Annotated in this window: 21 protein-coding genes and 2 tRNA genes; 16 read left to right on the top strand and 7 right to left on the bottom strand. The window is 69.1% G+C overall.

All coding sequences use genetic code 11. The features are described from left to right. Nucleotides 1–2 precede the first annotated feature (2 nt). The gene (locus FWJ47_RS01435) at nucleotides 3–1,055 is read right to left on the bottom strand and encodes a DNA-3-methyladenine glycosylase family protein (protein WP_246126302.1); all 1,053 of its coding nucleotides are present in this window, start codon (nucleotides 1,053–1,055) and stop codon (nucleotides 3–5) included. An 84-nt stretch (nucleotides 1,056–1,139) separates the two neighbouring features. On the opposite strand from FWJ47_RS01435, the gene FWJ47_RS01430 reads away from it, so the two are divergent. The 3 genes from FWJ47_RS01430 to FWJ47_RS01420 are packed head-to-tail and all read left to right on the top strand — an operon-like array spanning nucleotide 1,140 to nucleotide 4,433. Next, on the top strand, nucleotides 1,140–2,684 hold the full coding sequence (locus tag FWJ47_RS01430; RefSeq protein ID WP_147103172.1) for a pyridoxal-phosphate dependent enzyme: 1,545 nt from the start codon (nucleotides 1,140–1,142) through the stop codon (nucleotides 2,682–2,684). Further along, a complete protein-coding gene (locus FWJ47_RS01425) occupies nucleotides 2,677–3,852 on the top strand; it encodes a cystathionine gamma-synthase (RefSeq protein ID WP_147103170.1) in 1,176 nt (391 codons plus the stop codon). Before FWJ47_RS01430 ends, FWJ47_RS01425 begins: the two co-directional genes overlap by 8 nt. A 41-nt stretch (nucleotides 3,853–3,893) precedes the next feature. Continuing rightward, nucleotides 3,894–4,433 (top strand): MOSC domain-containing protein, encoded by a 540-nt coding sequence (locus FWJ47_RS01420; RefSeq protein ID WP_246126111.1) that lies wholly within the window; start codon nucleotides 3,894–3,896, stop codon nucleotides 4,431–4,433. Nucleotides 4,434–4,648: 215 nt separating this feature from the next. Here FWJ47_RS01420 and FWJ47_RS01415 read toward each other — a convergent pair. The 3 genes from FWJ47_RS01415 to FWJ47_RS01405 form a co-directional block, all read right to left on the bottom strand. Continuing rightward, a tRNA-Met gene (locus tag FWJ47_RS01415) sits at nucleotides 4,649–4,722 on the bottom strand. A 57-nt stretch (nucleotides 4,723–4,779) separates the two neighbouring features. Beyond that, nucleotides 4,780–4,851, bottom strand: a tRNA-Thr gene (locus FWJ47_RS01410). A gap of 66 nt (nucleotides 4,852–4,917) precedes the next feature. Then, nucleotides 4,918–6,723, bottom strand: coding sequence for a DEAD/DEAH box helicase (locus FWJ47_RS01405; protein ID WP_147103166.1), 1,806 nt, complete (start codon nucleotides 6,721–6,723; stop codon nucleotides 4,918–4,920). Between the two features lie 458 nt (nucleotides 6,724–7,181). Here FWJ47_RS01405 and FWJ47_RS01400 point away from each other — a divergent pair, with 458 nt between their 5' ends. Genes FWJ47_RS01400 through FWJ47_RS01380 form a run of 5 tightly spaced genes read left to right on the top strand, consistent with a single transcriptional unit; the run spans nucleotide 7,182 to nucleotide 13,945 of the window. Next, entirely contained in the window at nucleotides 7,182–8,432 is a 1,251-nt protein-coding gene (locus FWJ47_RS01400) for an ABC transporter substrate-binding protein (protein WP_147103164.1), read from the top strand. Beyond that, nucleotides 8,429–9,298, top strand: coding sequence for an ABC transporter permease (locus FWJ47_RS01395; RefSeq protein WP_147103161.1), 870 nt, complete (start codon nucleotides 8,429–8,431; stop codon nucleotides 9,296–9,298). Before FWJ47_RS01400 ends, FWJ47_RS01395 begins: the two co-directional genes overlap by 4 nt. Beyond that, complete coding sequence (locus tag FWJ47_RS01390; protein WP_211358946.1) at nucleotides 9,295–10,137, top strand: ABC transporter ATP-binding protein; 843 nt, start codon at nucleotides 9,295–9,297, stop codon at nucleotides 10,135–10,137. The genes FWJ47_RS01395 and FWJ47_RS01390 overlap by 4 nt, the downstream gene beginning before the upstream one ends. Before the next feature lie 11 nt (nucleotides 10,138–10,148). Continuing rightward, nucleotides 10,149–12,428: a molybdopterin oxidoreductase family protein gene (locus FWJ47_RS01385; protein ID WP_246126110.1), complete on the top strand. Its 2,280-nt coding sequence runs from the start codon at nucleotides 10,149–10,151 to the stop codon at nucleotides 12,426–12,428. Further along, nucleotides 12,425–13,945: an FAD-dependent oxidoreductase gene (locus FWJ47_RS01380; RefSeq protein ID WP_147103159.1), complete on the top strand. Its 1,521-nt coding sequence runs from the start codon at nucleotides 12,425–12,427 to the stop codon at nucleotides 13,943–13,945. The genes FWJ47_RS01385 and FWJ47_RS01380 overlap by 4 nt, the downstream gene beginning before the upstream one ends. Here the strand turns inward: FWJ47_RS01380 and FWJ47_RS01375 are convergent. After that, complete coding sequence (locus FWJ47_RS01375; RefSeq protein WP_147103157.1) at nucleotides 13,942–14,910, bottom strand: sugar-binding transcriptional regulator; 969 nt, start codon at nucleotides 14,908–14,910, stop codon at nucleotides 13,942–13,944. The two genes, FWJ47_RS01380 and FWJ47_RS01375, sit on opposite strands and share 4 nt — an antisense overlap. A 109-nt stretch (nucleotides 14,911–15,019) precedes the next feature. On the opposite strand from FWJ47_RS01375, the gene FWJ47_RS01370 reads away from it, so the two are divergent. The 3 genes from FWJ47_RS01370 to glpK are packed head-to-tail and all read left to right on the top strand — an operon-like array spanning nucleotide 15,020 to nucleotide 19,221. After that, nucleotides 15,020–16,825, top strand: a complete 1,806-nt coding sequence (locus FWJ47_RS01370) for a glycerol-3-phosphate dehydrogenase/oxidase (protein ID WP_147103156.1) — start codon at nucleotides 15,020–15,022, stop codon at nucleotides 16,823–16,825. 59 nt (nucleotides 16,826–16,884) lie between these two features. Continuing rightward, the gene (locus FWJ47_RS01365) at nucleotides 16,885–17,613 is read left to right on the top strand and encodes an MIP/aquaporin family protein (RefSeq protein ID WP_147103154.1); all 729 of its coding nucleotides are present in this window, start codon (nucleotides 16,885–16,887) and stop codon (nucleotides 17,611–17,613) included. A gap of 54 nt (nucleotides 17,614–17,667) precedes the next feature. Continuing rightward, complete coding sequence (gene glpK / locus FWJ47_RS01360) at nucleotides 17,668–19,221, top strand: glycerol kinase GlpK (protein WP_147103153.1); 1,554 nt, start codon at nucleotides 17,668–17,670, stop codon at nucleotides 19,219–19,221. A gap of 393 nt (nucleotides 19,222–19,614) precedes the next feature. Here the strand turns inward: glpK and FWJ47_RS01355 are convergent, their stop codons facing one another. Next, the gene (locus FWJ47_RS01355) at nucleotides 19,615–20,796 is read right to left on the bottom strand and encodes a uroporphyrinogen-III synthase (protein ID WP_246126109.1); all 1,182 of its coding nucleotides are present in this window, start codon (nucleotides 20,794–20,796) and stop codon (nucleotides 19,615–19,617) included. Between the two features lie 26 nt (nucleotides 20,797–20,822). After that, a complete protein-coding gene (gene nirB, locus FWJ47_RS01350; protein WP_147103151.1) occupies nucleotides 20,823–23,540 on the bottom strand; it encodes a nitrite reductase large subunit NirB in 2,718 nt (905 codons plus the stop codon). A 150-nt stretch (nucleotides 23,541–23,690) separates the two neighbouring features. Between nirB and nirD the strand changes: the two genes are divergently transcribed. The 5 genes from nirD to FWJ47_RS01325 are packed head-to-tail and all read left to right on the top strand — an operon-like array spanning nucleotide 23,691 to nucleotide 26,116. Next, nucleotides 23,691–24,047, top strand: a complete 357-nt coding sequence (gene nirD / locus FWJ47_RS01345) for a nitrite reductase small subunit NirD (protein ID WP_246126108.1) — start codon at nucleotides 23,691–23,693, stop codon at nucleotides 24,045–24,047. Continuing rightward, nucleotides 24,044–24,835, top strand: coding sequence for a sirohydrochlorin chelatase (locus FWJ47_RS01340; RefSeq protein WP_147103148.1), 792 nt, complete (start codon nucleotides 24,044–24,046; stop codon nucleotides 24,833–24,835). The genes nirD and FWJ47_RS01340 overlap by 4 nt, the downstream gene beginning before the upstream one ends. A gap of 20 nt (nucleotides 24,836–24,855) precedes the next feature. After that, entirely contained in the window at nucleotides 24,856–25,137 is a 282-nt protein-coding gene (locus FWJ47_RS01335; RefSeq protein WP_147103146.1) for a hypothetical protein, read from the top strand. Next, the gene (locus tag FWJ47_RS01330; RefSeq protein ID WP_147103144.1) at nucleotides 25,134–25,586 is read left to right on the top strand and encodes an FAS1-like dehydratase domain-containing protein; all 453 of its coding nucleotides are present in this window, start codon (nucleotides 25,134–25,136) and stop codon (nucleotides 25,584–25,586) included. Before FWJ47_RS01335 ends, FWJ47_RS01330 begins: the two co-directional genes overlap by 4 nt. Continuing rightward, entirely contained in the window at nucleotides 25,586–26,116 is a 531-nt protein-coding gene (locus tag FWJ47_RS01325; RefSeq protein ID WP_147103142.1) for a MaoC family dehydratase, read from the top strand. Before FWJ47_RS01330 ends, FWJ47_RS01325 begins: the two co-directional genes overlap by 1 nt. The last annotated feature ends 12 nt before the right edge of the window (nucleotides 26,117–26,128 follow it).

Below are 26,128 nucleotides of genomic sequence, written 5' to 3'. Positions count from 1 at the left end.
CGCTAACGGCTCCGGTGATCCTCCGAGGTGAGCTTGGGGCCCATTCGCTGGTGCTGAAACCCTGAGAGCTTCAGCAGCCGGACGATCCGCTGCCGGTGCGGACGGTACGGCTCCAGCAGCTCCACCATCCCGGCATCGTCGGTGCGGGTCCCGGTCATCGCCTCGCCCACGAAATGCGCCAAGTGGTAGTCGCCCACTGCGGGAAGGTCCGCGGCTCCGTGGGAGCGCTGCAGCGTCTCCGCCGCAGTCCAGACTCCGACGCCGGGGATCCCGGCCAGGGTCTCCGCGAGCTGGTTCACCGCATCGGTCTCCACCGGGGTCTCTGCCCCCAGGCGGTGGACTGCGGAGGCGCGCCGGGCGATCTGCTGGATGGTCTTGGACAGCGGCGGCTGCACCCACAGCCGGTGCCACTCCCAGGACGGCACCGCTCGCAGCTGGGCCGCTGTGAGCGGCATCCGCAGCCACTCCGGGACTGGCAGCGCCGCACCCTGAGCCCAGTCGGCGGCCGGCGCGTCCCCGTGCCGGCGCAGCAGGCTCCGCCATCCGTGCCGAGCCTGCTCGTGGGTGACCTTCTGCTCCAGCGTCACATTGATCAGCTGGTCGAACAGCGCTCCGGCGGCAGGCAGCCGCACCCCGGGGTGACGACGTCGGACGGTCGCCAGAGCGGTGGAGACACGGTCTCCGAGGGCGTCGAGCAGCAGTTCGAGGCAGGTCCAGTCGTCAGCGGCTCCCAGCACCAGCGGAGCCCGGTTCAGCGCCGCGGCGGATGCGTCCTCGGAGTCAGCGGCGACCCGGGCGCGTACGCGTGAGACGTCCAGCTGATCGAACCGCAGCACCGCCCGCCCGGACGAGCCGCCCGCGTCGCCCCTGTCCGCTGACGGCACCCGCAGCGACAGCCAGGCGCCAGCACCCGGAGCCCCGCGCGGCCCTCCCTCAAACACGCCGCGGTCCACCCGCACCGCCGGATCGGCGTGCCCGCGCTGCAGCACGCCCAGCGAGCGCGGCAGGTCATAGGGCGCCCCCAGGTCCACCGTCCGCTCGGCCTCGCTGATCATCACCGGTACAGCCTCCCACTTCACTGTTTCTCCGAAAGTCCCGCACCCTCGGTCCGGGGCTCGCCCACCGGTAGTCTGGGACCCATGAATTATGCCGATTCCGTTGTGGAGCTCATCGGCTCCACCCCGCTGGTGAAGCTGAACAAGGTCACCGAGGGCATCTCCGCCACGGTGCTGGTCAAGCTCGAGTATCTGAATCCGGGCGGGTCCATCAAGGACCGCATCGCGCTGAAGATGATCGAAGCCGCCGAAGCCGAGGGCAAGCTCTCCCCGGGTGGGGTGGTGGTGGAGCCCACCTCCGGCAACACCGGGGTCGGCCTGGCGCTCGTCGCCCAGCAGAAGGGGTACCGGGCCGTGTTCGTCACCGTGCCGAAGGTCGCGCAGGAGAAGCGGGACGTGCTGCGCGCCTACGGGGCCGACGTCGTCGTCGGCCCTGCCGGGGTGGACTCGGAGTCCCCGCTGAGCTACTACGGGATCTCCGACCAGCTCGCCGAGGAGATCAGGGGCGGCTACAAGCCCGATCAGTTCTCCAACCCGAACGCGCCCGGCTCCCACTACGAGACCACCGGCCCTGAGATCTGGGAGGACACCGAGGGGAAGGTCACCCACCTGGTGGTCGGGGCGGGAACCGGCGGCACCGTCACCGGCACCGGCCGCTACCTCAAAGAGGTCTCCGCGGACCGGGACTCCGGGTCCGTGCGGGTGGTGGTCGCCGACCCGGACGGCTCCATCTACTCCGGGGGCGAAGGCCGCCCCTACTTCGTTGAGGGCGTCGGGGAGGACGTCTGGGTCAAGAACTATGACCCCTCCGTGCCGGACGAGCACCACGCGATCACCGACGCCGAGTCGTTCGCGATGTGCCGCCGGCTGGCCACCGAGGAGGGCCTGCTGGTGGGAGGCTCCTCCGGCACCGCGGTCTCCGCCGCGCTGAAGGTTGCCGAGGGCCTGGGGCCGGATGACGTCGTCGTCGCCGTGCTGCCCGACTCAGGCCGCGGGTATCTGGCCAAGATCTTCAACGACCAGTGGATGGTCGACCACGGCTTCGGCGAGGTCGTCTCCACGACCACCGGCACGGAGCTGGCCGTGAAGACCTCCGAGCAGCTCTCTGAGGCGGTCCGTGACGGCGTGATCGGCGCCGCCACCACCGACCAGGCCCCCGGCACCGGTGAGAAGGACCCCTCCACCACCACCGCGGCGGACCTGCTGCACGGCAAGCGGGACATGTTCTCCGAGGCTCTGCCGGAGGTCATCTCCATCAGCCGGGAGACCACCCTGCGGGAGGCGGTCAGCGTGATGAACCGCTACGGCGTGGACATCGTCCCGGTGATCGACCACCCGGGCCCGGTGGCCCGCATCGGTGAGGTCTACGGGGTGGTCGACGTCGAGCATCTTTCCGAGGACGTCATCGAGGGCCAGGCCAGCCCGGACGAGCTGGTCTCCGACCACCTGCGGGACGATCTGCCGCTGGTGGGGATCACGGAGACCGTCTCGCAGATCCTCGCCAAGCTGCGCAGCAACCCGACCCTGCTCGTCGCCGATCGCGGCGACATCGTCGGGGTGCTGACCCGCAACGACCTGCTCGCCCACCTCTCCGGCGCCGACCGACAGGAGATCGACCTCAATGAGTGACCAGAACCGGGCCCCCGGCTTCTCGACCCACGCGATCCACACCGGCCAGGACGTTGACGAGGTGTACGGGGCCGTGGTGCCCCCGATCCACTTCTCCACCACCTACGCCCCTGACGGCATCGGCAACCTGCGCAACGGGTACGACTACGGCCGCGCCGGCAACCCCACCCGCACCGCCCTGCAGGAGCAGCTCGCCTCCTTGGAGGGCGGCAGGCACGCCTTCAGCTTCGGCTCCGGGCTCGCCGCGGAGGACGCGCTGATCCGTGGACTGATGCGTCCCGGCCAGCGTCTGGTCATGGGCAACGACGCCTACGGCGGCACCTACCGGCTCTTCGCCCGGGTGCACGGGGACTGGGGCGTCACCAACACTCCTATCGACCTCTCCGACCATGAGCGGGTTGCCTCCGAGCTGAAGCACGACGACGCCACGCTGCTCTGGGTGGAGACCCCCTCCAACCCGCTGATGGGAGTCACCGACATCCGCGCCCTGGCGGACATCGCCCACGCCAACGGGGCGCTGCTGGTGGTGGACAACACCTTCGCCACCCCGTACCTGCAGCTGCCGCTGAGCCTCGGCGCCGACGTCGTCGTGCACTCCACCACCAAGTACATCGGCGGCCACTCCGACGTCGTCGGCGGTGCCGTGGTCCTGGGGGAGGGCGACGACGCTGATGACCTGGCGGAGAAGGTCGCCTTCCAGCAGTTCGCCGTCGGCGCGGTCTCCGGGCCGCTGGACGCCTACCTGACCACCCGCGGCCTGAAGACCCTGGGGGTGCGGATGGACCGGCACTGCTCCAACGCGCTCACCATCGCCCAGCACTTCGAGGGCCACCCGGCCATCGAACGGGTCCTGTACCCGGGACTGGAGTCCCACCCGCAGCATGAGCTGGCCAAGTCCCAGATGCGCGGCTTCGGCGGCATGGTGTCCCTGCAGCTGGCCGGCGGGGAGCCCGCAGCCCGGAAGGTCGCCGAGGGCACCAAGCTGTTCATCCTGGCCGAGTCCCTGGGCGGGGTGGAGTCTTTGATGAACTACCCGCACGAGATGACACACGCCTCCGTCCGCGGCACCGAGCTCGCCGTCCCGGAGAACCTCCTGCGGCTCTCTGTAGGCATCGAGGACGTCGAGGACCTCATCGACGACGTCGAGAAGGCCCTCGCAGGCCTGTGACGCCCAGAAGGGGCCTCCTCGGCGCTGTGGAGGCAGTCTGCGTGGTGCATCAGCTGACGTTTGATCCCGGGCCGGTGGGGACCACTGCTATCGATAAGCGGCCGGTTGAGGGGCCGGTGAAGGTGCGGACCCTGGGGCTGCACGGGGATGTGCAGGCGGATCGGAAGAATCACGGAGGCGAGGAGAAGGCGGTCTACGCGTACTCGGCCGACGACGCCGCATGGTGGGGTGATCAGCTGCAGCAGGAGATCCCCGCCGGGTATTTCGGGGAGAACCTGCGCATCACTGGCCTGGACGTAGACTCCGCCACGGCGGGGGAGCGGTGGCAGGTGGGGGAGCGCGTGGTCCTTGAGGTCACCCGTCCCCGCATCCCGTGCGCGACCTTCGGACGTTGGGTGGACCAGCCCCAGTGGGTGAGGCGCTTCCTCGCCGCAGGCCGCCCCGGCACCTATTTCAGAGTCATCACCACCGGCGAGATCCGAGCCGGGGACGAGGTCCGCATCCTCAATGAGGGCGAGGGCCCTACTATGCGGGAGGTCGCCGCAGCCAGAGGCCCCGCAGCAGCCCGCCCCAACGACTGAATGCGCAGCGGGACAACGGAGGGGTCTTTTTGTCGGCAGAGAACTTACGGTCCCCTCCGTTTTCGCGTTGAGGCCGCGCAGGCGCTCCTGACGCGAAAACGGAGGGGACATAGGGCCTGAGCGGCGGCGCGAATCTCCTCGAAATGCCCGTTGGGGAAGGGAGTCCGCAGAAACGACGAGACCCCGGGCGGATGCCCGGGGTCTCTGTGAAGCGGTAGCGGTGCCGGGGCTCGATCCCGGGACCTCACGATTATGAGTCGTGCGCTCTAACCAGCTGAGCTACACCGCCATGCGAAAGGCCCACGCCGCGCAACTTCGCTTGCGCTGCGCGGGCCCTATTTTCGCGAGCCCCAACCGGGAATCGATCCCGGGACCTCAGTCTTACCAAGACTGCGCTCTACCTCTGAGCTATTGGGGCAACGACAGAACATCCTAGCACCGGATATTCATGCCGCTCAAATCGCCTCAGCGCGGCGATCTGCGATCAGTGGCGGGCCTTCTTCTTCCCGCTGAAGCCGGCCTTGCGGGGGCCTTTTTTGAATCCGCCGCGGTCGCCGCCGGAGCGGGGCCCAGGGGCGCCGGCATCCTTCTCGATACGGATCAGCTCGCCGCCGATCCGGGTCTTCGCCAGGGCGCTCCACTGGTCGCTGGAGAGCTGCTCAGGCAGCTCCACGAGGGTGTGGGTGGGCCGGATGTCGATGCTGCCGATCTGGGCGCCGGTCAGCCCGGCCTCACCGGTGATCGCTCCGACGACGTGACCGGGGGTCACCCGGTTGTTGCGGCCGACGGCCAGCCGGTAGAGGGCGTTGCCCGGCGCGGCCGACGGTGCGCCCTTGGGGCCCCGCTCGGCGCGCGGGCCGCGGTCCTCGAACCCGCCGCCGCGGTCGCCGCCCTTATCCTCACGGAACTCGGGCATGGCGCCGCGCATGCCGGCGTCGTCGTTCTCATCCAGCAGCAGGGAGCGGCCCTCGTGGACCATGGAGACCAGTGCGGCCGCCACGTCCTCGGCGGGCACATTGTGCTGGTCCACGTACTTGCTCACCAGGCCGCGGTACTCCTCGAGGTCCTCGCCGGAGAGAGTGGCGGTGATCCGCTCGGAGAACTTCTCCAGGCGGGAAGCGTTGACGTCGGCCACCGAGGGCAGGCTCATCTGCTCCACGTCCTGGCGGGTGGCCTTCTCGATGGAGCGCAGCATCCGCTTCTCGCGCGGGGTGACGAACAGGATCGCCTCGCCTGAGCGGCCGGCACGGCCGGTGCGGCCGATCCGGTGCACGTAGGACTCGGTGTCCAAGGGAATGTCGTAGTTGAACACGTGGCTGATCCGCTCCACGTCGAGGCCGCGGGCGGCCACATCGGTGGCGACGAGCACGTCGATGCGTCCCGACTTCAGCTGCTCCACGGTCTTCTCCCGCAGATTCTGCGGGACGTCGCCGTTGATGGCGGAGGCGCGGAACCCGCGTGCGTTGAGCATCCCGGCGACCTCCTCGGTGGCGGAGCGGGTCCGGACGAACACGATGGCGGCGTCGTGCGCCTCGGTCTCCATGATCCGGACCAGCGCCTCCGGCTTGGCGTGGTGCTTGATGAACAGGAACCGCTGCCGGGTGTTGGAGCTGGTCTGGGTCTTCGCCTTGACCTTCACCTCCACCGGGTCGTTGAGGTACTGCTCGGAGATCCGGCGGATCGCGGTGGGCATGGTTGCGGAGAACAGCGCCACCTGCTTGTCGGCGGGGGTCTGGGCCAGGATCTTGTCGACCTCCTCGGCGAAGCCCATGCGCAGCATCTCGTCAGCCTCGTCGAGCACCAGGTGCTCCACCTCGGAGAGGTCCAGGGACCCCTTCTCCATGTGGTCGATCACACGGCCGGGGGTGCCGACCACCACGTTCGCGCCGCGGCGCAGCCCCTGCAGCTGGGGGCCGTAGGGGGCGCCGCCGTAGATCGGCAGCACGGAGATGCCGTCCACCTTGTTCGCGTAGGTGGTGAAGGCCTCGGCGACCTGGATGGCGAGCTCACGGGTGGGGGCGAGCACCAGGGTGCTGGGGCGGCTGCCGAGGGTGCCGGCATCATGGGCGTTGGCCATGTGGGTCAGAGCCGGCAGGGCGAACGCGGCGGTCTTGCCGGTGCCGGTCTGGGCCAGCCCGACGACGTCGCGTCCGGCGATCAGCTGCGGGATGGTCTCCGCCTGGATGGGGGAGGGGGTCTCGTAGCCCATGGCCTCGATGGCGGCCATGACCCGGGAGTCCAGGCCCAGCTCGGAGAACGGCGGGATGGAGGGGGTCTCAGTGTCAGACATGGCGGGTGACTCCTTGTCACATCAGTGGCCTCAGGCCACCGTGGCCGCACCTCAGCGCTCCGACGACGTCGACCGCTCGTGCTCGAGCAGCCCGCTCAGGGAGCAGGGCTGCGCATGGGCACGGCAGGACTTATCGGATGGTTTTCGCTGAAGCGAGGATCACGGGGACTCAGGCCGGGGAACGGCTCCGGAGTCGACCCGCACACAGAACAACAGAACTCCACCGGACCTACCAGCTGGGGTATCCAGCTGCGCCGGGAGTCAGCAACAGATAAACGGGATTATCCGGAGAATGCTCAACCAGCATACGCGCACTTCACGAGAAACCCCAATCGCCCCTGGGCGGTGCCGTCATCCCCGCCGTCTCACTCCGAGCCCGGACGCCGGTGAGGTTCGTGTCAATCATCGGTCACATGGCCAATACGGCCGTGAAATAGGCGGCTCCTAGTGTGGGCGTCATGAACTCACTCGACCGACGCAGATTTCTGGCCGGAACCGGCGCCGTCTCGCTCGCCTCCCTGCTCACCGGCTGCCGCGCCTTCGGCATCAGCGGCAACGGCGGAGGCGCAGAGGAGGGCGAGACCGCCGGCGACGGCGCCCGCGACGTCACTCTGGGCTTCATCGCCCTGACCGACTTCGCGGCTCTGGCGATCGCGGAGATCAACGGGTACTTCGAGGAGCGGGACCTCAACGTGCTGGTCCGCAAGGAGACCTCCTGGGCCACCACCCGGGACAACCTGCAGTCCGGCGAGATCGACGGTGCCCACTGCCTCTATTCGATGCCGTTCAGCGTGGCCAGCGGGATCGGCGGCAACGGCGCCCGCGACATGCGGATCGCGATGATGCTGAACCACAACGGCCAGGCGATCAACCTCACCCATGAGCATTTTCCCGACGTCGGCTACGGGGATATCGACGCCGCGGGAGAGGCGCTGCGCGGGATGAGCAACCCCACCCTGGCGATGACCTTCCCCGGCGGCACCCACGACCTCTGGCTGCAGTACTGGCTGATGGCCATGGACATCGATCCGATGAATGATGTGAACCTGCAGGTCACCCCGCCCCCGGAGATGGTCGCCAACGCTGAGCGCGGCGAGATGGTCGCCTACTGCGTCGGCGAGCCCTGGCCCGGGGTGACCGTCTCCCGCGACATCGGACGCACCCACCTGGCCACCCAGGACCTGTGGACCCACCACCCGGAGAAGGCGCTGGTGGTCAACACCCAGTTCGCCGAGGAGCGCGAGGACGTGCTGCGCGACGTCATGGGTGCGATCCTGCAGGCCTCCGAATGGCTCGACAACCCGGACAACCGGGCCGAGGCCGCCGAGCTGATCTCCCCGCAGGAGTGGGTCAACGCACCGGTGGAGGACATCGAATCCCGGATGCTCGGCGAGTACGACCTCGGAGACGGCACGACCGAGCAGTACGAGGACACCCAGATGCTCTACTTCAACGACGGGTTCGTGAACTTCCCCCGCAAGTCCCACGGGATCTGGGCGCTGTCCCAGTACGTCCGCTCCGGCCAGCTCGGCGCCGACGAGGTCGACTACGACATGGTTGACGAGATCGTCATGCAGGACCTCTACCGGGAGGTCGCCGAGGCCGAAGGCATCGACGTTCCCGATGACGACATGGAGCCCTTCGAGGTGGCACTCGACGGTGCCACCTTCGATCCCAACAATCCCGAAGAGGAGGCGAACCGGTCATGAGCCAGATCACGGCCACCGCCGAGGAGACAGTCACAGCATCGGACAGCAGCGGGACTCCCCCGCATTCCGGCACAGGAGAGACTCCGCCGCCCCCGGCGCGGAAGTCAGCCTCGGCGGCCTACCTCTCAGCACTGGGCTGGGGGCTGGTGGGCTTCGCCGCCGTCGTCCTGCTCTGGTGGGTCTTCGCCCCGGACCGGCTGCCTGCGCCGCCCGAGGTCGGAGCCCGCATCATCGAGGACATCTCCGACCCGTTCGGCGCCGGCGGAATTGCGATCCTGCTGGGCCTGTCCCTCGGACGTGTGCTGGAGGGGTTCGCGCTGGCGGCCGCCGTCGGCATCCCTCTGGGGCTGGCGATGGGCACCTCCACCAAATGGTGGAACTCGGCGAACCCGGTGGCCCAGCTGCTGCGCCCCGTCTCCCCGCTGGCCTGGTTCCCGATCTTCGCAGTGATCTTCATGGACTCCGAGCAGGCCTCCATCTGGGTCATCTTCATCACCGCCCTGTGGCCGATCGCGATCAACACCGCGGCCGGGGCCTCCGCCATCCCCGAGGACCAGAAGAAGGTCGCCCAAGTGTTCAAGTTCGGCCGGGCCGCCTACATCCGGCACGTGCTGCTGCCGAACACCTTCGCCTCCATCGTCACCGGAATGCGTCTGGCCTTCGGCATGGCCTGGCTGGTGATCGTAGCCGTCGAGATGCTCGGCACCGCGGTGGGCATCGGCAATGACACCTGGGAGGCCTACAACGGAAGCCGCTTCGACCAGATGATGGCCAACATCCTCTGGATCGGACTGATCGGACTGGTCGTAGACTGGCTGTTCCTCAAGGCCGTCGACGTCCTGTCCAAGAAGGAGAACAAGTCGTGAGCCTGAACATCGATCACATCTGGAAGTCCTATGACACCAAGCGCGGCGTCCAGTCCGTCCTGAGGGGCGTGGACATGGAGGTCAAGCGCAACGAGTTCGTCTCCCTGATCGGCCACTCCGGCTGCGGGAAGTCGACCCTGCTCAACGCGATGGGCGGGCTGAACAGCATCGACGGCGGCAGCATCACGCTCGACGGTGAGCCGATCGACGGGCCCGGCCCGGACCGGGCGATGGTGTTCCAGAACTATTCGCTGCTGCCCCGTCTCTCGCTGGCTGAGAACGTGGCGGTGGCCGTCCGCGAGGCCCGGCCCGACTGGGGCAGGGCCCGCATCGACGAGGGCGTGGAGAGGTACCTCAGCGCCGTCGGCCTCTGGGAGCAGAAGGACAAGAAGCCCTCCGAGGTCTCCGGAGGCATGCAGCAGCGGTGCGCGGTGGCCCGGGCCTTCGCGGTGGAGCCGGCGGTGCTGCTGGCCGATGAGCCCTTCGGCGCCCTGGACGCACTGACCCGCGCCCGGCTCCAGGACCAGCTGATCGATCTGTGGAAGTCCGAGTCGGACACGGAGATCGTGGTGATGGTCACCCACGGCATCGATGAGGCGATCCTGCTCTCGGACCGGATCGTGGTGATGGGCGCACCGCCGAACCCCTCGATCATCGAGATCATCGACGTCGACCTCCCCCGGCCCCGTGACCGGGTGAGCATCATCGACGACCCCCGCTACCGGGAGGTCCAGGAGCGGATGATGTACCTGCTGACCACCACCCCCAACGAGCGCGAGAAGATGCCGCCGAAGGACACATCCGTGGCCCCGCGCGAGCCCGCGCCCGCCCACGGCTGAGAACAGGAGAGATGACGACGCCGCCTATGGCTGCCAGCGAGGCCCCGGAGACGGGGACCCCGGCGAGACGACGGACAGTGCAGACGCACTGCCCGTACTGCGCCCTGCAGTGCGCGATGAGCCTGACGGTCACCGAGCGGCCGGGCGAGGAGAACGCGTATGAGACTGCGGGCGCGAGGTTCCCCACCAATCAGGGGCGCCTGTGCCGCAAGGGGAGCACCGCCCATGAGCTGCTGAAGAGCCGCAGCGACCGGATCACCGCCCCGCTGATCAAGGAGGACGGCGCCTTCCGGGAGGCTGACTGGGAGGAGGTCCTGGACCTCGTCGCTGACCAGGTGCGGACCATTCAGTCCGAGCACGGGAAGGATGCCGTCGGGGTCTTCGGCTCAGGGGCGCTGACCAACGAGAAGACGTACGCGATCGGGAAGTTCGCGCGGGTCGGGCTCGGAACCTCCCAGATCGACTACAACGGGCGCTGGTGCATGTCCTCTGCCTCGAAGGCCTCCACCCTGGTGTTCGGCCTGGACCGGGGGATGCCGTTCCCGCTCACCGACCTCAACGGCGCGTGCACGGTGCTGATGCTCGGCTCCAACGTGGCCGATACGATGCCGCCCTTCGTCCAGCACCTCGACGGCGTCCGGGACAAGGGAGGGCTGATCGTGGTGGACCCGCGCCGGTCCGCCACCGCAGAGCTGACCGCCGACGGCGCCGGCGTGCACATCCAGCCCACCCCCGGCGGGGATCTGGTCCTTCTGCTCTCCGTGATGCAGGTTGTCCTCGAGGAGGGCTGGGCGGACGCCGATTACCTGACTGCCCGCACCAACGGCCTGGAGGAGCTCCGGCGCTCGGCCGCTCACTGGTGGCCCGAGCGCGCCCAGACGGCCACCGGAGTCGGTGCCGACCAGATTCGCCTGCTCGCACGGAAGCTCGGCCACGCCGCGCACGCTGCCCGCCACGGCGGCGACCCCGTCTTCATCCTCACCGGCCGCGGTGTGGAGCAGCACCGCGACGGGACCGACACTGCCCGTGCCGCGATCAGCCTCGCCCTGCTGCTGGGTCTGCCCGGCGGCGGGATGCCGGGGGAGAGCGGCGGCCGCCGCGGCGGCTACGGGACGCTGACCGGCCAGGGCAACGGCCAGGGCGGCCGCGAGATGGGTCAGAAGTCCGATCAGCTGCCCGGCCTCCGGATGGTCGCCGACCCGGAGGACCGCGCCCGGGTCGCTGAAGTCTGGGGCGTGGACGCCGCCGACATCCCCGGCCCCGGCAAGCCCGCCACCCAGCTGCTGCACCAGATGGCCGGCCCCGACGGGGTGAAGGCACTGTTCGTCCACGCCTCCAACATCGCGCTCTCCGCGCCCGACGCCGGCCGTGTGGTGGAGAACCTCCGGAAGCTCGACCTGCTCGTCGTCGCCGACTTCTTCCTCTCCGAGACCGCCGAGGAGGCCGATATCGTCCTCCCTGTCCTGCAGTGGGCCGAGGAGGAGGGCACCATGACCAACCTCGAAGGCCGGGTGCTGCGGCGCCGTCGTGCCGTGGAGCCGCCGGAGGGTGCGCGCTCGGAGCTGTGGATCTTCGCCGAGCTCGCCCGCCGGCTGGGTGCGCCGTCGGCCTGGCCCACTGAGCCCGCCGAGGTCTTCGAGGAGCTGCGGGAGGCTACCCGCGGAGCGAAGGCCGACTATTCCGGGCTGGACTACGCGATGCTCGACGACGGCCGCGCCGCCTACTGGCCGGTCCCCTCGGCGCTGAGCTCCGGTGAGACCTCCATGACCGGAGAGCCGGTCATCGGCACCTCCCGGATGTTCTCCGAACGGTTCGCCCACGCCGACGGGAAGGCGAAGCTCTCCGCCATCCGTCCCCGCCGCCAGAACCAGCCTCGCGCAGCCGGGGAGATCACCTTCACCACTGGTCGGCTGATGGAGCACTACCAGTCCGGAACCCAGACCCGGCGGGTCCCCGCGCTCGCCGAAGCCCAGCCGGAGGTCTATGTGGAGGTCCACCCCGCCACGGCCGCCCAGTACGCCCTCTCGGAGGACGGGTACGCGGTGCTGGAGTCCGCGCACGGGCAGATGCTCGCCCGGGTGGAGGTCACCGACGGGATCCGCGCCGACACCGTCTTCGCGCCCTTCCACTTCCCCGGCTCGGGCACAGCGAACCTGCTGACCCGGGGGCTCACCGACCCGGAGAGCTCCATGCCGGAGTTCAAATCCACCCCTGCCACCATCCGGCCGGCCGCACCGCACGAACGGCCCGCGCCGGAGGGGGCCAGAGCACCGGAGGGAGCAGCCGCATGAGCGCGTCCCGCATCGTCATTGTCGGGTTCGGGCCTGTCGCCTCCCGGCTGGCCGAGGAGCTGATGCCCGAGGTCCGTGCCGGCCAGGTCGCACTGACCATCATCGGCGCTGAGCAGCGTCCCGCCTACAACCGCATCCGCATCGGCGACGTCAGCGTCGGCCGGATCGCTCCCGAGGAGCTGGTCATCGACTCCCCGGAGGCGCTCGCCGCTGACGGTGTGGACCTGCGGAGGGGCATCCAGGCCACCCGCATCGACAGGTCCGCGAAGATCGTGGCCCTCTCCGACGGCGAGCGGCTGCCCTACGACAAGCTCGTCCTCGCGGCCGGCGCTGAGCCCCGGGTGCCCCGCTGCACGGTGGAGGCCCGGCGCGGCGGAAAGCTCGACGCCGAACGTGCCGGTGCCGAGATGCCCCAGGGGGTGGTGCCCCTGCGCACCATGGAGGATGCGCTCGCCGTTCGGGAGAAGGTTCAGGCCCAGCAGCCCGTCGTCGTGCTCGGCGGCGGCGTGCTCGGCGTGGAGGCGGCCCTGGCGCTGGCTGAGATGGGGCGCGAGGTGAAGCTGCTGCACCGCGGGAACATCCCGATGAGCCGTGAGGTGGACCTGGATGCCGGCATGCTCCTGCGCCGGGAGCTTCTCCGGGTGGGCGTGGACGTCCGGGCGGCCTCCGACGTGCGCGAGGTGGTCTCCGACGACGGGAAGCTCACCGCGGTCCGCACCTCCCTGGACGAGCGGATCCCGGCGGCGCTGCTGGTGGTCTGCATCGGCGTGGCCGCCCGGGACGAGCTGGCGAAGGATGCGGGGCTGCCCTGCTCCTGGGGTGTCACGGTGGGGTACGACGCCCGCAGCACGGGCGACCCGGACATCTTCGCCGTGGGCGACTGCTCCTCGGTGGACGGCAAAGGCTCATCCGGGCTGATCGCCCCGGGCTGGCTGCAGGCCGAGGCCGCCGCGGCGAGCCTGCGGCAGGACCTCGGCCTGGCACCACAGGTGGACCTGGACGCCGCAGGGGAGCCGATCGAGTTCGCCCGGCCGCAGCAGCCCGCTGGGCTGGACGTCATCCTGATGAAGTCGAAGACGCTGAACATGGCCTGCGCCGGGAAGACAGACGTCGACCCGTGGGATCCGAGCTCCCCGGAGGTCTCCACCTGGTCTGACCCGCGACGCGGCCAGTACCTGCGGATCGTCGTCGAGGGGGAGAAGCTGATCGGGTTCGTCTCCATCGGGATGCCGCGGACGGCAGCGGAGCTGTCCATGCACGCTTCGCGCGGAACCCTGCCGGCTGCGGACCGCACCGCGCTGCTGGCCGCTGAGCATGCCACCAAGGAGGCCGAGCTGGGCCCTGAGGATGTTCTCTGCCGCTGCGCCGGCACCACGGTCGGAATGGTTCAGGAGGCCGCCCTCTGCTGTCAGAGCATCGACGACGTCGCGTCCCAGACCCGGGCAGGAACCGGCTGCGGCACCTGCCATCGCACCATCGAGAAGATTCTCGATGAGTCGGAGAAGCAGCCCGCCTAACCGTGGGCGAGGAGGTCCGCCGAGGCTTGGTCGAGGACGAGGTCGGTGACCAGGCCGGCGGCGAGGGCTCCGCGGAGCGCCGGGATCTTGTGCGGGCCGTTGACCACGCAGACCCGGCGGGGGATGCGGGAGAGCTCGTCCGGGCGGATGCCGGAGCAGCGGCTGTTCAGCTCGATGTTCCGCCACGACCCGTCCCCCCGCAGAAAGACGGTGCAGATGTCGCCGACCACCTGCTCATCCGTCAGCTGGTTGAGGTCCTCCCGGCTCAGGTACCCCTCCGCGTAGACCTGGGACGGCCTGCCCGCGGCGAACGTACCCACGCCGAACACGGCGAGTGAGGCACGGCGCTGCAGGTTGAGCACGCGTGAGGTCGAGCGCTCCCGCCAGAGCATCTGCTTGGTCTGCTCGTAGTCGAAGATCGCCGGAACCGCGAAGAGGTGCGGCCGGCCACCGTACACCTGCGCGAAGCGTTCGACGACCCCCATTCCCAGGCCGGTCCCGGCGGACTCAGCCCCGGCCGGCTGGGAATTCACCGCTCCGTTGAGCTGGACCACCTGCAGCCCCGGCACCTCTTTGGCGGGCAGCCGACCCACCACGGAGGTCATCGTTGCGCCCCAGGCGGCACCGATCACCATGTCCGGCTCCACCAGCGAATCGATCACCCCGGAGGCCAGCGCGGCGACCGCCTCCTGCCGTGCGGAGGCGTCTTCGCGGCTGAGGGTGTGGGCCACATGCGCGGTCACCCCGTAGTCCTCGGCGATCCGGTGCTCCAGGGCGCTGGGCCGGTCGGTGGGCGGGTGCAGGCTGATCCGCACGATGCCCTGCTCGCGCGCCTCGGCCAGCAGGCGGGAGACGGTGGACCGGGAGACGCTGAGCTCGTTGGCGATGTGCTGCATCGTCCGGTTCTCGGCGTAGTACATCTGTGCAGCCGTGTACTCGATCTTCTCCCGGTATGAGGTCTTCATAAACCCATTCTGAACCACTGGTGCACGTATGTGCATACCTATTGAGAAAAAGACCGGTGTTCGGATGTTATGGAGGTCACAGTCAACGCCGACCTCTACAGGATGAGCCATGAAGCCTCTGCCGATGAACCCCTCCTCCCGCGCCGACGCGCTTGAGGCATTCGCCGGCACCAGTCCGGAGCATCCGCTGGACGTCATGGTGGTCGGCGGCGGTGTGGTCGGCGCCGCCGCGGCCTTCGACGCCGCAACCCGCGGGCTGAGCACCGGCCTCGTCGAGGCTCGGGACCTCGCCCAGGGAACATCATCGCGCTCATCCAAGCTGGTCCACGGCGGCCTGCGCTACCTGCAGATGCTCGACTTCAAGCTGGTCGCTGAGGCTCTGCGGGAGCGGAACCTGCTCATGACCCGCACCGCGCCCCACCTGGTCAAGGGCCTGCCCTTCGTCTTCCCCTTCGAGAAGCGCGCGATCGACCGCGCATTCATCGGCTCCGGGGTCACCCTCTACGACAGCCTGTCCTTCGGGGCCTCCGTCCGCGGCAACGGCCTGAAGTCCGTGCTCACCGGACAGGGCCGCGCCCCCCTGCACCGCCACATGAGCCGCAAGGGTCTGCAGCAGCGCTTCGCCGGGCTGGACCAGGAGAAGTTCGTCGGCGCCCTGGAGTACTTCGACGCCCAGGTCGACGACGCCCGCCTGGTGATGACCCTGGCCCGCTCCGCCGCCAGCCTCGGCGCCCACGTTGCTGTCCGCACCGAGGTGGTCGAGTACGTGCGTGAGACGCACCACGGCGAGGAGCAGGTCACCGGCGTCGTCATCCGCGACCGGGAGACCGGGGACACCACCACCGTCTACGCCCGCGAGACCATTATGGCTGCCGGCGTCTGGACCGGCGAGCAGGAGAAGCTCGCCCACGACGACGCCGAGGACGGCTCCGCTCCCGCGCTGAAGGTGCTGGCCTCCAAGGGCATCCACATCACCGTGCCGAAGGACCGCATCCCGGCGCAGGAGCACGTCGGGGTCATCACCCAGACCGAGAAGTCGGTGCTGTTCATCATCCCCATGGGCGACTACTGGTCAGTGGGCACCACAGATACCGCATGGCATGAGCCGGTCGATGTCCCCGCCCCCAACGCCGCGGACATCGACTATGTCCTCGAGCACGCCAACGCCGTGCTGTCCACTGATCTTGTCCGCGAGGACGTGATCGGCACCTGGGCCGGCCTGCGCCCGCTGCTGCAGCCGGTGGACGCCGGCGAGGCCGCCAGCTCCAAGGTCTCCCGCGAGCACACCGTGATGCGGCTGGCTCCGGGGCTCTCCGCGGTGGCCGGCGGCAAGCTGACCACCTACCGGTCCATGGCCGAGGACGCCGTGGACTTCGCGATCTCAGAGAAGTTCGCCGACCGCGCCTCCCTCACCGAGCGTCTGCCGCTGCTGGGCGGGCAGGGCTACGGCGAGTGGGCCGGCCGTGCCGAGGAGATCGCCGCGCAGCACAGCTTCTCGCCGACGACGGCTCAGCGTCTGCTGGGCCGCTACGGCTCCCTGCTCGGGGAGCTGCTGGCGCTCATCGATGAGCAGCCTGAGCTCGGCGAGGAGGTGCCCGGAGCCGCCGGCTACCTGGGCGCCGAGTACGTGTACGCCGCCCGGTATGAGGGGGCCGTGCACCTGGAGGACCTGCTGGAGAGGCGCACTCGTCTCTTCCACGAGACTGCCGATCGCGGGCTCGAAGCAGCCGATCACGTGATTGCCATGGTCAGGGACGATCTCGGGTGGGACGATGAACGTGCCGCCTACGAGAAGCGGGCCTACACCAGCTACGTGGAAGCCCACCTGGCGGCCGAGCAGTCCGCCACCGACGTCGAGGCCGCTCAAGCGATGGCCGAGGCGCTCCCCGTCCAGCAGACCCTCCGCACCACATGACCGATTAAGAGGAACGAAGAACCAGCTCACATCGAGCACCGTGACAAAGGAGTCATCCGGTGGAAACCATCTTTCTGTTCGAAATCATGGGCACAGCGACCCTGACCCTGCTGGGCGGCGGCGTCGTCGCCAACGCCCTGCTCCCCGGGGCCAAAGGAAACGGCGGCGGCCCGCTCATGATCCACTTCGGCTGGGGGCTGGCAGTCTTCGCTGCCGTGTACGTCTCCTGGGGCTCCGGGGCGCACATCAACCCGGCGGTGACCACCGGCATCTTCGTCTCCGGGGAGGCCGAGTTCGCCGACGGGATCGCTGCGAACGTGCCGCATATGCTCGCCTACTTCGCTGCCCAGGTCATCGGCGCCTTCCTCGGTGCGGTGGCCGCGTGGCTGGCGTACAAGAAGCACTATGATGCCGCGGACGATCCCGGAGTGATCAAAGGGACCTTCTCCACTGACCCTGCTGTGCGCAGCTACGGCTGGAACACCACCACGGAGGCCATCGCCACCTTCGTGCTGGTGCTGGTGATTCTGCTCTTCGGGGCCACACCCTCCGAGCTGGGCCCGCTCGAGGTGGCCCTGCTGGTCGTCGGCATCGGTGCTTCCCTGGGCGGTCCCACCGGCTACGCCATCAACCCGGCCCGTGACCTGGGTCCGCGCATCGCTCACGCGGTGCTTCCCATCCGGAACAAGGGCGGCAGCGACTGGGCCTACGCCTGGGTGCCGATCGTGGGGCCCATCCTGGGCGCCACCGCCGCCGGACTGACAGCCCCCATCCTGCTCGCCGGCTGAGCGCCGCCGGCGCACCCGCTGACCTGACTGTCCACACTCTGAAAGGACACCGCAATGACTGAGAACGCCCCCACCACCAAGCGCCCCACCGAGGACCAGTACGTGCTCGCCATCGACCAGGGCACGACGTCGACCCGTGCGGTGGTCTTCGACCACGCCGGCCGCATCGTATCCTCGGGGCAGCGCGAGCACCAGCAGATCTTCCCCAAGGCAGGCTGGGTGGAGCATGACGCCAACGAGATCTGGCGGAACACCCGCGAGGTCATCGGGCTGGCCCTGGCGGATGCCGACGTGAACCGGCACAGCCTCGCCGCCGTCGGCATCACCAACCAGCGGGAGACCACCCTCGTCTGGGACAGGAGCACCGGGGAGCCGGTCTACAACGCCATCGTCTGGCAGGACACCCGCACCCAGGCCATCTGCGACCAGCTCGAGGAGTCCCACGGCTCCGAGAAGTTCCGGGAGCGGACCGGTCTGCCGCTGGCCACCTACTTCGCCGGCCCGAAGATCCGCTGGGTGCTGGACAACGTCGAGGGCGTCCGGGAGCGCGCCGAGGCCGGGGACCTGCTCTTCGGCACGATGGACTCGTGGCTGATCTGGAACCTCACCGGCGGCACCGCCGGCGGCATCCACATCACGGACGTGACCAACGCCTCCCGCACCCTGATGATGAACATCGACACCCTCGACTGGAACGAGGAGCTCGCCGAGGCGGTCGGCGTGCCGGTGAGCATGCTGCCCCAGATCCGCTCCTCCTCCGAGGTGTACGGGTACGGCCGCAAGGAGTCCCTGCTGATCGACACCCCGATCACCGGGATCCTCGGCGACCAGCAGGCCGCCACCTTCGGCCAGGCCTGCTTCACCCCCGGCCAGGGCAAGAACACCTACGGCACCGGCAACTTCATGCTGATGAACACCGGTGAGGAGATCATCCGCTCCGATCACGGGCTGCTGACCACCGTGGCCTACCGGCTGGGCGAGGAGACACCGGTCTACGCCCTGGAGGGCTCCATCGCCGTCACCGGCTCCCTGGTGCAGTGGCTGCGCGACAGCCTGGGCCTGATCTCCTCAGCCCCTGAGGTGGAGACCAAGGCGAAGAAGGTCGAGGACAACGGGGGCGCCTACATCGTGCCGGCGTTCTCCGGGCTGTTCGCCCCGCACTGGAAGCCCAATGCCCGCGGCGTGATCGTGGGCCTGACCCGCTATGTGAACCAGAACCACCTGTGCCGTGCGGCCCTGGAGTCGGTGGCCTACCAGTCCGCTGAAGTGGTGGACTCCATGGCCCATGACGCCGCCGATCCGCTCAAGGAGCTGAAGGTCGACGGCGGCATGGTCGTCAACGAGACGCTGATGCAGTTCCAGGCCGACGTGCTCGGCGTGGACGTGGTCCGCCCGGCCGTCATCGAGACCACCGCCCTCGGCGCTGCCTACGCAGCCGGTCTGGCCGTGGGCTTCTGGGACTCCATCGATGACGTCACCGCCAACTGGTCCGAGGACTCGCGCTGGTCCCCGCAGATCGAGGACACCGAGCGTCAGCGCCTCATGCGGAATTGGTCCAAGGCCGTCACCCGCAGCTTCGACTGGGTGGACGAAGACTCGGAGCAGTAGTTCTCAGACGTTTTGAATGGGGCGAAATGTAGGGGGCTGGTCATGAACAGGGCCAGCCCCCTTGTTTCCGGCTCCGCTCAACGGACAGTAGGTGTGACATCTCCTCTGGAGCGTATCCAGATTCCGCAGTAGCCTCGTGCTGAGCGATGAACTCGCTACCGAACTCTAAGGCCCGCTCTTCGTCACAGGAAGTGGTGGAGCAGCCAGTTCCGACATAGGCGACTATTAGCGACCCCAGGGCCATAGGTGAAACCATCTGTGGTTGTTGTGTTCGGTGGGTCAGCGACGCCAAGTACGTCGACACTAGAGGCCGACTGTGAAGTCAACACCCCCTGCACAGAAACTTGATGCTGAAGAGCACCCCATGCAGGACGCCGTGCGCGCAGGCCCCGCTTACGTCTTGATGCGGTAGCCGCGCTTGACCACGGTCTGCACCAGGTCTGACTCCGGGAGAGCTTTGCGCAGCCGGGAGACCCACATCTCCAGGGCGTGCTCGGAGTCGCAGTAGCGGACCTGCTCGAGCAGGTGCTCCCGGGAAAGGGTGGCGCCCTTGACCTCCATGAGGGCGCGCAGCAGGCTGAGCGGGCCCGGCGCCAGGCGCACGGGGTCCTCCGTGACCTCGGGTGCCCGGAATTCGGCGCCGCGAAGCTCGATGGGCCCGTGCTGGGTGTCCAAGCGCAGGGTGTGGTGGGTCTCCAAGTGGTCGATGACCTTCTTGATCATCGCCCCGAGCCTCCACCGGGACGGGATGACGGCGTCGACCCCGGCCTCATAGAGCGGCTGGGCGGTGACTCCGCCGACGGCCGCGGCGATCACGTCAGTCTGCAGGGCCTCGATGAGCGCCTCGCGCTTGCCGTACTGCTGGGCGACGCCGAGCATCGCGTCCACCCCGGGGGCGGCGGTGAAGGTCAGCAGGTCCAGCTGACGCTCGATGACAGCATCGATCATCTTCAGCAGCTCGGAGTCCTCCGGCGGCTTGGTCCAGGTGTAGGGCATCACAGCGACGACCTGGGCCCCGGCCTGCTCCACCCGGGAGATCTGGTCATGGTTGAGCAGGCCGTGCAGCTGGAACGCCACGGTCTTCCCGGAGATGTCGTTCTCCAGAAGCATGTCGAGCATCGTCTCGGTGCGCTCGTCCTCGGCCGCGCCGTCGTCGTCGAGCCCCACGGCCCGGACAGCGCCGCGTGCCTTGGGGCCGCGGACGAGGATGGAGGCGCTCTCCAGGACGTCGGAGAGCTGCGGCCAGACGCCGTAGGCCTCGGCGGCCTCGGCCCAGCGGCGCATCCCGTATGCGGTGGTGATGACCGCGTAGTCGGGCTTCGCATCGATCACCTTGTTGGTGTCGTGCTGCAGGGTGATGGATTCGGTCAGGGAGGCGATCCGCAGGGCCGGGGCGTGCATCACCTCGGCGCCGCGGCGTTCGAAGGCGCTGATCAGCTCCTCCGAGCGGCGGTCGGAGGTCACGCCGATCCGGAACCCGGAGAGGGTCTGCGGCAGCGACGAGGCGGCCGAGCCCTCCGCAGATCCGGTGGTCGGCGCCTCGGGGATCTCCTGGGGGGAAGGTGTGGGTTCCACGGTCCCCACCCTAGTGCGCTGTTCGTTCACAGGCGTCCGTCCGCTGGTGCGCCGACGAGCTCAAGCTGCTCATCGGGCTCCATGCCCTCCTCGCCCTGTGCGAAGGCTTCGGTCTCCTCGGACCTGACGGGGATCTCGGGGCCCAGCAGCACCGGCCCGGTGCCGGTCTCCGCGGCCTGCTTCTCATCCTCGGTGGCCGGGCGGATCTGGTCACGCTCGACGATGTACTTCAGGTCGGTGTCGGGGGCGTCGGGGGCGTTGATGAAGCTGCGGAAGCGGCGCAGCTTCTCCGGGTCGTTGAGGGTGGCGGCCCATTCGTCCTCGTAGCGGTCCACGTGCCGCTGCATGGCCTCCTCGAGATCCTCGGCGATGCTCAGGGAGTCGCGGACGACGACGTCGTAGATGTGGTCCACGCCCCCGGGCAGCTCCTCGATCCAGCGAGCGGTGCGCTGCATCCGGTCTGCGGTGCGGATGTAGTACATGATGTAGCGGTCCATGTACTTCAGCAGGGTCTCATCGTCCAGGTCCTTGGCGAGCAGCTGGGCGTGCACGGGGGTGGCCCCGCCGTTGCCGCCCACGTAGAGGTTCCAGCCGTCCGGGGTGGCGATCACGCCGGCGTCCTTGCCTCGGGCCTCGGCGCATTCGCGGGCGCAGCCGGAGACGCCGAACTTCATCTTGTGCGGGGAGCGGATGCCCTTGTACCTGTTCTCCAGGCGGATTCCCATGGCCACAGAGTCCTGCACCCCGTAGCGGCACCAGGTGGTGCCCACGCAGGACTTCACGTTGCGAAGCGCCTTGCCGTAGGCCTGCCCGGACTCGAAGCCGGCGTCGACCAGCCGCATCCAGATCTTCGGCAGCTGCTCCAGCCGGGCGCCGAAGAGGTCGATGCGCTGTGCCGCGGAGATCTTGGTGTACAGCCCGAACTCCTTGGCGACCTCGGCGAGCGCTCCCAGCTTGTCGGGGGTGATCTCCCCGGCGGGGATGCGGGGCATGACCGAGTAGGTGCCGTTCTTCTGCATGTTGGCCAGGGCCCGGTCGTTGGTGTCCTGCAGCGCGCCGCGGCCGTCGTCGAGGATGTACTCGTCGTGCAGCGCGGCGAGCATGGAGGCGACCGCAGGCTTGCAGATGTCGCAGCCGAGGTTCACCGAGCTGTCCGCCGGGGAGCCGAACTGCTCCACCACCTCGGTGAAGCTGCGCAGCCCCGCGCCCCGGACCTTCTCGAAGAGGTCGTGGCGGGCCAGGGCGAAGTGCTCGCACATCGCCCTGGAGACCTCCATGCCCTGCATGAGCATCTCCTTCTCCATGACCTTCTTGGCCATCGGAAGGCAGGAGCCGCACTGGGTGCCGACCTTGGTGCACTTCTTCATCCCGCCCATGTCGGTGACGGGCTCACCGGTGGTCTCGCCCTTGACCGCGCAGCGGAGGTGCCCGGCGTCGACTGCCTTGCAGGAGCAGACCTCGGCGTCGTCGGGCAGGTCCATGTCCACGCCGCCGCCGGAGACGGAGAGGAAGGCGCCCGGCTCAGCGGGCAGCTCCCTGCCCAGCAGGGGTCGCAGGGAGGTGTAGGGGGAGGCGTCGCCGACGAAGACCCCGCCCAGCAGGGTCTTGGCGTCGTCGGTGACGACGAGCTTCTGGTAGAGGCCGGCGACCGCGTCGGCGAAGGTGACCTCCAGGGCTCCCGGTGTGGTGCCCAGAGTGTCGCCGAAGCTGGCCACGTCCATGCCCGCCAGCTTCAGCTTCGCGGCGGTGTCGAAGCCCTCGAAGCTGGCCTCGCCGCCGCAGAGCCGGTCGGCGACGACCTCGGCCATCGCGTTGGCCGGAGCCACCAGTCCCATGCAGATGCCCTCAAAGTTGGCGACCTCGCCGATCGCCCACACATGCTGGGCCGAGGTCGAGCAGGTCTCGTCGATGGTGATGCCGCCGCGGGAGCTCAGCCCCAGCCCGGCCTCCCGGCCCAGTTCGTCCCGGGCAGTGATGCCGATCGCGGCGACCACCAGGTCCGCCGGGACGTCGTCGCCGGTCTTGAAGCTCAGGGTGTGCTTCGCCGAGGAGGTGTCCTCATTGACGCTCAGCGACGCCGGCCGCTCGCCCATGCGCAGGGCGTAGCCCTCCTTGGCCAGCAGCCGGTTCAGGGTCCGGCCGCCGCCTTCGTCCAGCTGCGCGTTCATCAGATAGTCGCGGGAGTGGACGATCGTCACCTCGGCGCCGTGGCCCTTCAGCCCGCCGGCGGCCTCCAGCCCCAGCAGCCCGCCTCCGATCACCGTGCACTTCGGAGTGCGGCCGAGCTCCTCGGCCAGGCGGTGGACCTCGTCGACCAGCCAGTCGACGTCGTCGAGCGTGCGGTAGACCGCGATGTGCTGGCTGCCGTCGATCGGCGGCCGCGGCGCAGAGGACCCGGTGGCGAGCACCAGCTCGTCGTATCCGTGCACGGTGCCCTCGGCGTCGGTGATGGTCTTCGACGCGGTGTCCAGTCCGACGATCTGAGTGGAGGTGTGCAGGCTGACCTGCGGGTTCTCCCAGAGGTCCTCCTCACCCAGCAGCAGATCATTGCCGCGGTCCTCGAACCGCTTGGACAGCGCCACCCGGTCATACGGGGGCAGGGCCTCCTCGGTGTAGAGACTGATCCGCAGACTGGCCTCGTTGCGGTCCGTCAGGGCCTCCACCAGCCGGTGCGCGGCGGGGCCGCCGCCGACCACGGCAACGTGACGGCGACGATCGGTGCTGTTTCCGTGGGCGGGTGACATGGGTCCAGAGTCTCAGCGCGCCATTAAACCCCCGTGACCTAGGTGTGAGACCGGTGTGACAGTCTCCTCACACCCTCGCCCGGATCTCTGTGAGGTGATTTTTACGCCCGCCCTGTTGATCTGAAACGGGGGCTGGCTACGATGATCCCAATGGCTGAAACCGAGGAGAAGCGCCCCGCGAAGACCCAGTGGCACACGATCTGCCGCATGGACGACCTCGACCCCATGTGGGGCGAGGCGGCCCTGGTGGGCAGCAAGCAGATCGCCCTGGTCCGCCTGCCCGGCGACCGGGTCTTCGCCGTCGACCACTGGGACCCGGTGGCCCGCGCCAACGTGATCGCCCGCGGCATCGTCGGGTCCAAGGGCGGCATGCCCACCATCGCCTCGCCCATACACAAGCAGGTCTACGCCCTCGAGACCGGCGAATGCCTCTCCGACCCCGAGGCCGCCGCCATCAGCACCTACGATGTCCGCATCACAGACGGACAGGTGGAGGTCAACGCATGAGCGTCTCCGCCGAAGGCATCACGCTGCAGGCCAACGCCTCCGAAGGGCCATGGACGGAGCCCGCCGCCGCGCTCGCCGCGATCTCCCACGGCACCTCCTCCGCCCACGGCCAGGCCGTCGTGGCCGCGCTCGCCGAGCAGGTCGCCCAGGCTGCCCGCGGCGCCGAGAAGGTCACCCAGGTGAAGCTGGGCCATGTGGACGTCCAGCAGCCCGACATCGCCGCCACCCTGGACTCCCTGCCGGAGGGCACCCCGGCGGTGCTGGTGCCGCTGCTGCTCTCGGCCGGCTTCCACGTCAACGTGGACATGAGGGAGGCCGTTGAGGACACCGCCCGTCCGGTGACCATCGCCGGAGCGATGGGTCCCGACGAGCGGCTGGTCAAGGCCCTCGCCCAGCGGCTCTCCGAGGCAGGAGCGGACCCCCAGAGGGACCAGATCGTCCTCGGCGGCGCCGGGTCCTCCGACACCTCGGCCCAGGCCGATGTCCGCGAGACCGCGGAGATGCTCGCCGACTTCCTCGGAGCCCCGGTGACGGCGTCCTTCCTCTCCTTCGCCGAGCCCACGGTCGCCGACGCCGTCGCCGAGGCGCGTGCCGCGGCGCCCGGCGGGCGGGTCGCCATTGCCAGCTATCTGCTGGCCCCCGGCTACTTCCAGGACAAGTTGGGCGCCCAGGGCGCAGACCTTGTCACCGAGCCGCTGCTGAGCATCCCCGACGGCACCCCGGACATCCCCGCCGGCCTTGCCGAGATGGTCCTCGACCGCTTCGCTGAGGCACTGACGAGCCTCTGAGCCCCGGTAGGATGAGCCTGATGTCCCAGCAGCTCTCCAACGCCCAGATGGACCCCTGGTCCACCGGAACCCCCGCGTACCGGGCCGCCCTGGTCATCGGTATGGCCGGCAGCCTGATCGGCATCATCCTCATCGTGGTGTCCGGCATTCAGAACAGCTCCGCGCTGCAGACCGCGGGCCTGGTGGTGCTCGGCGTCGGGATGGTCTCCCACCTGGTGGGGATCGGGCTGCGCAAAGGGCAGGCCGCCCGCATCATTCGCAAGCGCGGTGCTGCCGATGACGCCGAGAGGAGCAGCACGTGAGCATCTCAGCCGAGCGCGAGGGGCACACCTATGACCCCGCGCAGCCGTACCAGGTCTCCCGGGAGGCGGTCCGTGAGTTCGCCGCCGCGGTGAAGGCCGAGCACCCCGCCCACTTTGAGCCTGAGGCCGCCTTGCGGCTGGGGCACGCGGACCTCGTCGCTCCGCCGAGCTTCGCCGTCGTCGTCGCCCAGCGTGCCGAAGCAGCCGTGATCAACGACCCGGCCGCCGGCATCGACTTCTCCCGGGTGGTCCATGCTGAGGAGCGGTTCACCCACCATGCCCCGATCACCGCCGGGGAGGCCCTGACCGGTCAGACCACCCTGGACCGTATTCGTGTGATGGGCGGCGGGGCGATGGTCACCACCGTCACCGAGATCACCAACCAGGACGGTCAGGCGAAGTCCACCGTGACGTCATCCCTGCTGGTCCGCGCTGAGGAGGAGAGCTGATGACTGAGGATCTTCAGGCGCGAAGGCAGACGCCGCCGCAGGCTGCCGAGAAGCTAGCGGGCTCTGCCCGCAGCTGGGACCAGCTCCGGAAGGGCCGGAGCATCGGCAGCAGCCGGGTCAGCCTCTCCCGCGCGGACCTCATCCGCTACGCCGCTGCCTCCGGGGACCACAACCCGATCCACTGGAACGAGCGCTTCGCCCGCGAGGTCGGGCTCGACGGCGTGATCGCCCACGGGATGCTGACCATGGGCGCGGCCGTGGACCTGGTGAGCCAGTGGGCCGGCGACCCGGGCGCCGTCGTCGACTATCAGACCCGCTTCACCAAGCCCGTGCCCGTGGCCGACGCCGCGTCAGGCTCGCCCGAGCAGACGACCGCCGAGCTGGAGATCACCGGCAAGGTCGGCAAGCTCGACGAAGAGGCCGGCACCGTCCGCATCGACCTCACCGTCGAGCTGCTCGAGAGGGAGGACCGCACCAAGGTCCTCGCCAAGACTCAGGCGCTGGTGAAGCTTCCGCCGTCTGGGCACTGAGGCCCTTCAGCG

Origin of the sequence: Nesterenkonia populi (genome assembly GCF_007994735.1) — a bacterium.
GTDB lineage: Bacteria > Actinomycetota > Actinomycetes > Actinomycetales > Micrococcaceae > Nesterenkonia > Nesterenkonia populi.
Note: the sequence above shows the minus strand (reverse complement) of the source record. Positions and strands in the feature narration are given on the sequence as shown.

Bases quoted from the DNA above. Each gene is read 5' to 3' on its own strand.
- FWJ47_RS01325 (WP_147103142.1), top strand. From the start codon at position 25,586: ATGACTGAGGATCTTCAGGCGCGAAGGCAGACGCCGCCGCAGGCTGCC.
- FWJ47_RS01340 (WP_147103148.1), top strand. From the start codon at position 24,044: ATGAGCGTCTCCGCCGAAGGCATCACGCTGCAGGCCAACGCCTCCGAA.
- glpK (WP_147103153.1), top strand. From the start codon at position 17,668: ATGACTGAGAACGCCCCCACCACCAAGCGCCCCACCGAGGACCAGTAC.
- nirD (WP_246126108.1), top strand. From the start codon at position 23,691: ATGGCTGAAACCGAGGAGAAGCGCCCCGCGAAGACCCAGTGGCACACG.
- FWJ47_RS01430 (WP_147103172.1), top strand. From the start codon at position 1,140: ATGAATTATGCCGATTCCGTTGTGGAGCTCATCGGCTCCACCCCGCTG.
- FWJ47_RS01375 (WP_147103157.1), bottom strand. From the start codon at position 14,910: ATGAAGACCTCATACCGGGAGAAGATCGAGTACACGGCTGCACAGATG.
- FWJ47_RS01400 (WP_147103164.1), top strand. From the start codon at position 7,182: ATGAACTCACTCGACCGACGCAGATTTCTGGCCGGAACCGGCGCCGTC.
- FWJ47_RS01405 (WP_147103166.1), bottom strand. From the start codon at position 6,723: ATGTCTGACACTGAGACCCCCTCCATCCCGCCGTTCTCCGAGCTGGGC.
- FWJ47_RS01380 (WP_147103159.1), top strand. From the start codon at position 12,425: ATGAGCGCGTCCCGCATCGTCATTGTCGGGTTCGGGCCTGTCGCCTCC.
- FWJ47_RS01425 (WP_147103170.1), top strand. From the start codon at position 2,677: ATGAGTGACCAGAACCGGGCCCCCGGCTTCTCGACCCACGCGATCCAC.
- FWJ47_RS01385 (WP_246126110.1), top strand. From the start codon at position 10,149: ATGACGACGCCGCCTATGGCTGCCAGCGAGGCCCCGGAGACGGGGACC.
- FWJ47_RS01370 (WP_147103156.1), top strand. From the start codon at position 15,020: ATGAAGCCTCTGCCGATGAACCCCTCCTCCCGCGCCGACGCGCTTGAG.
- FWJ47_RS01335 (WP_147103146.1), top strand. From the start codon at position 24,856: ATGTCCCAGCAGCTCTCCAACGCCCAGATGGACCCCTGGTCCACCGGA.
- FWJ47_RS01395 (WP_147103161.1), top strand. From the start codon at position 8,429: ATGAGCCAGATCACGGCCACCGCCGAGGAGACAGTCACAGCATCGGAC.
- nirB (WP_147103151.1), bottom strand. From the start codon at position 23,540: ATGTCACCCGCCCACGGAAACAGCACCGATCGTCGCCGTCACGTTGCC.
- FWJ47_RS01435 (WP_246126302.1), bottom strand. From the start codon at position 1,055: ATGATCAGCGAGGCCGAGCGGACGGTGGACCTGGGGGCGCCCTATGAC.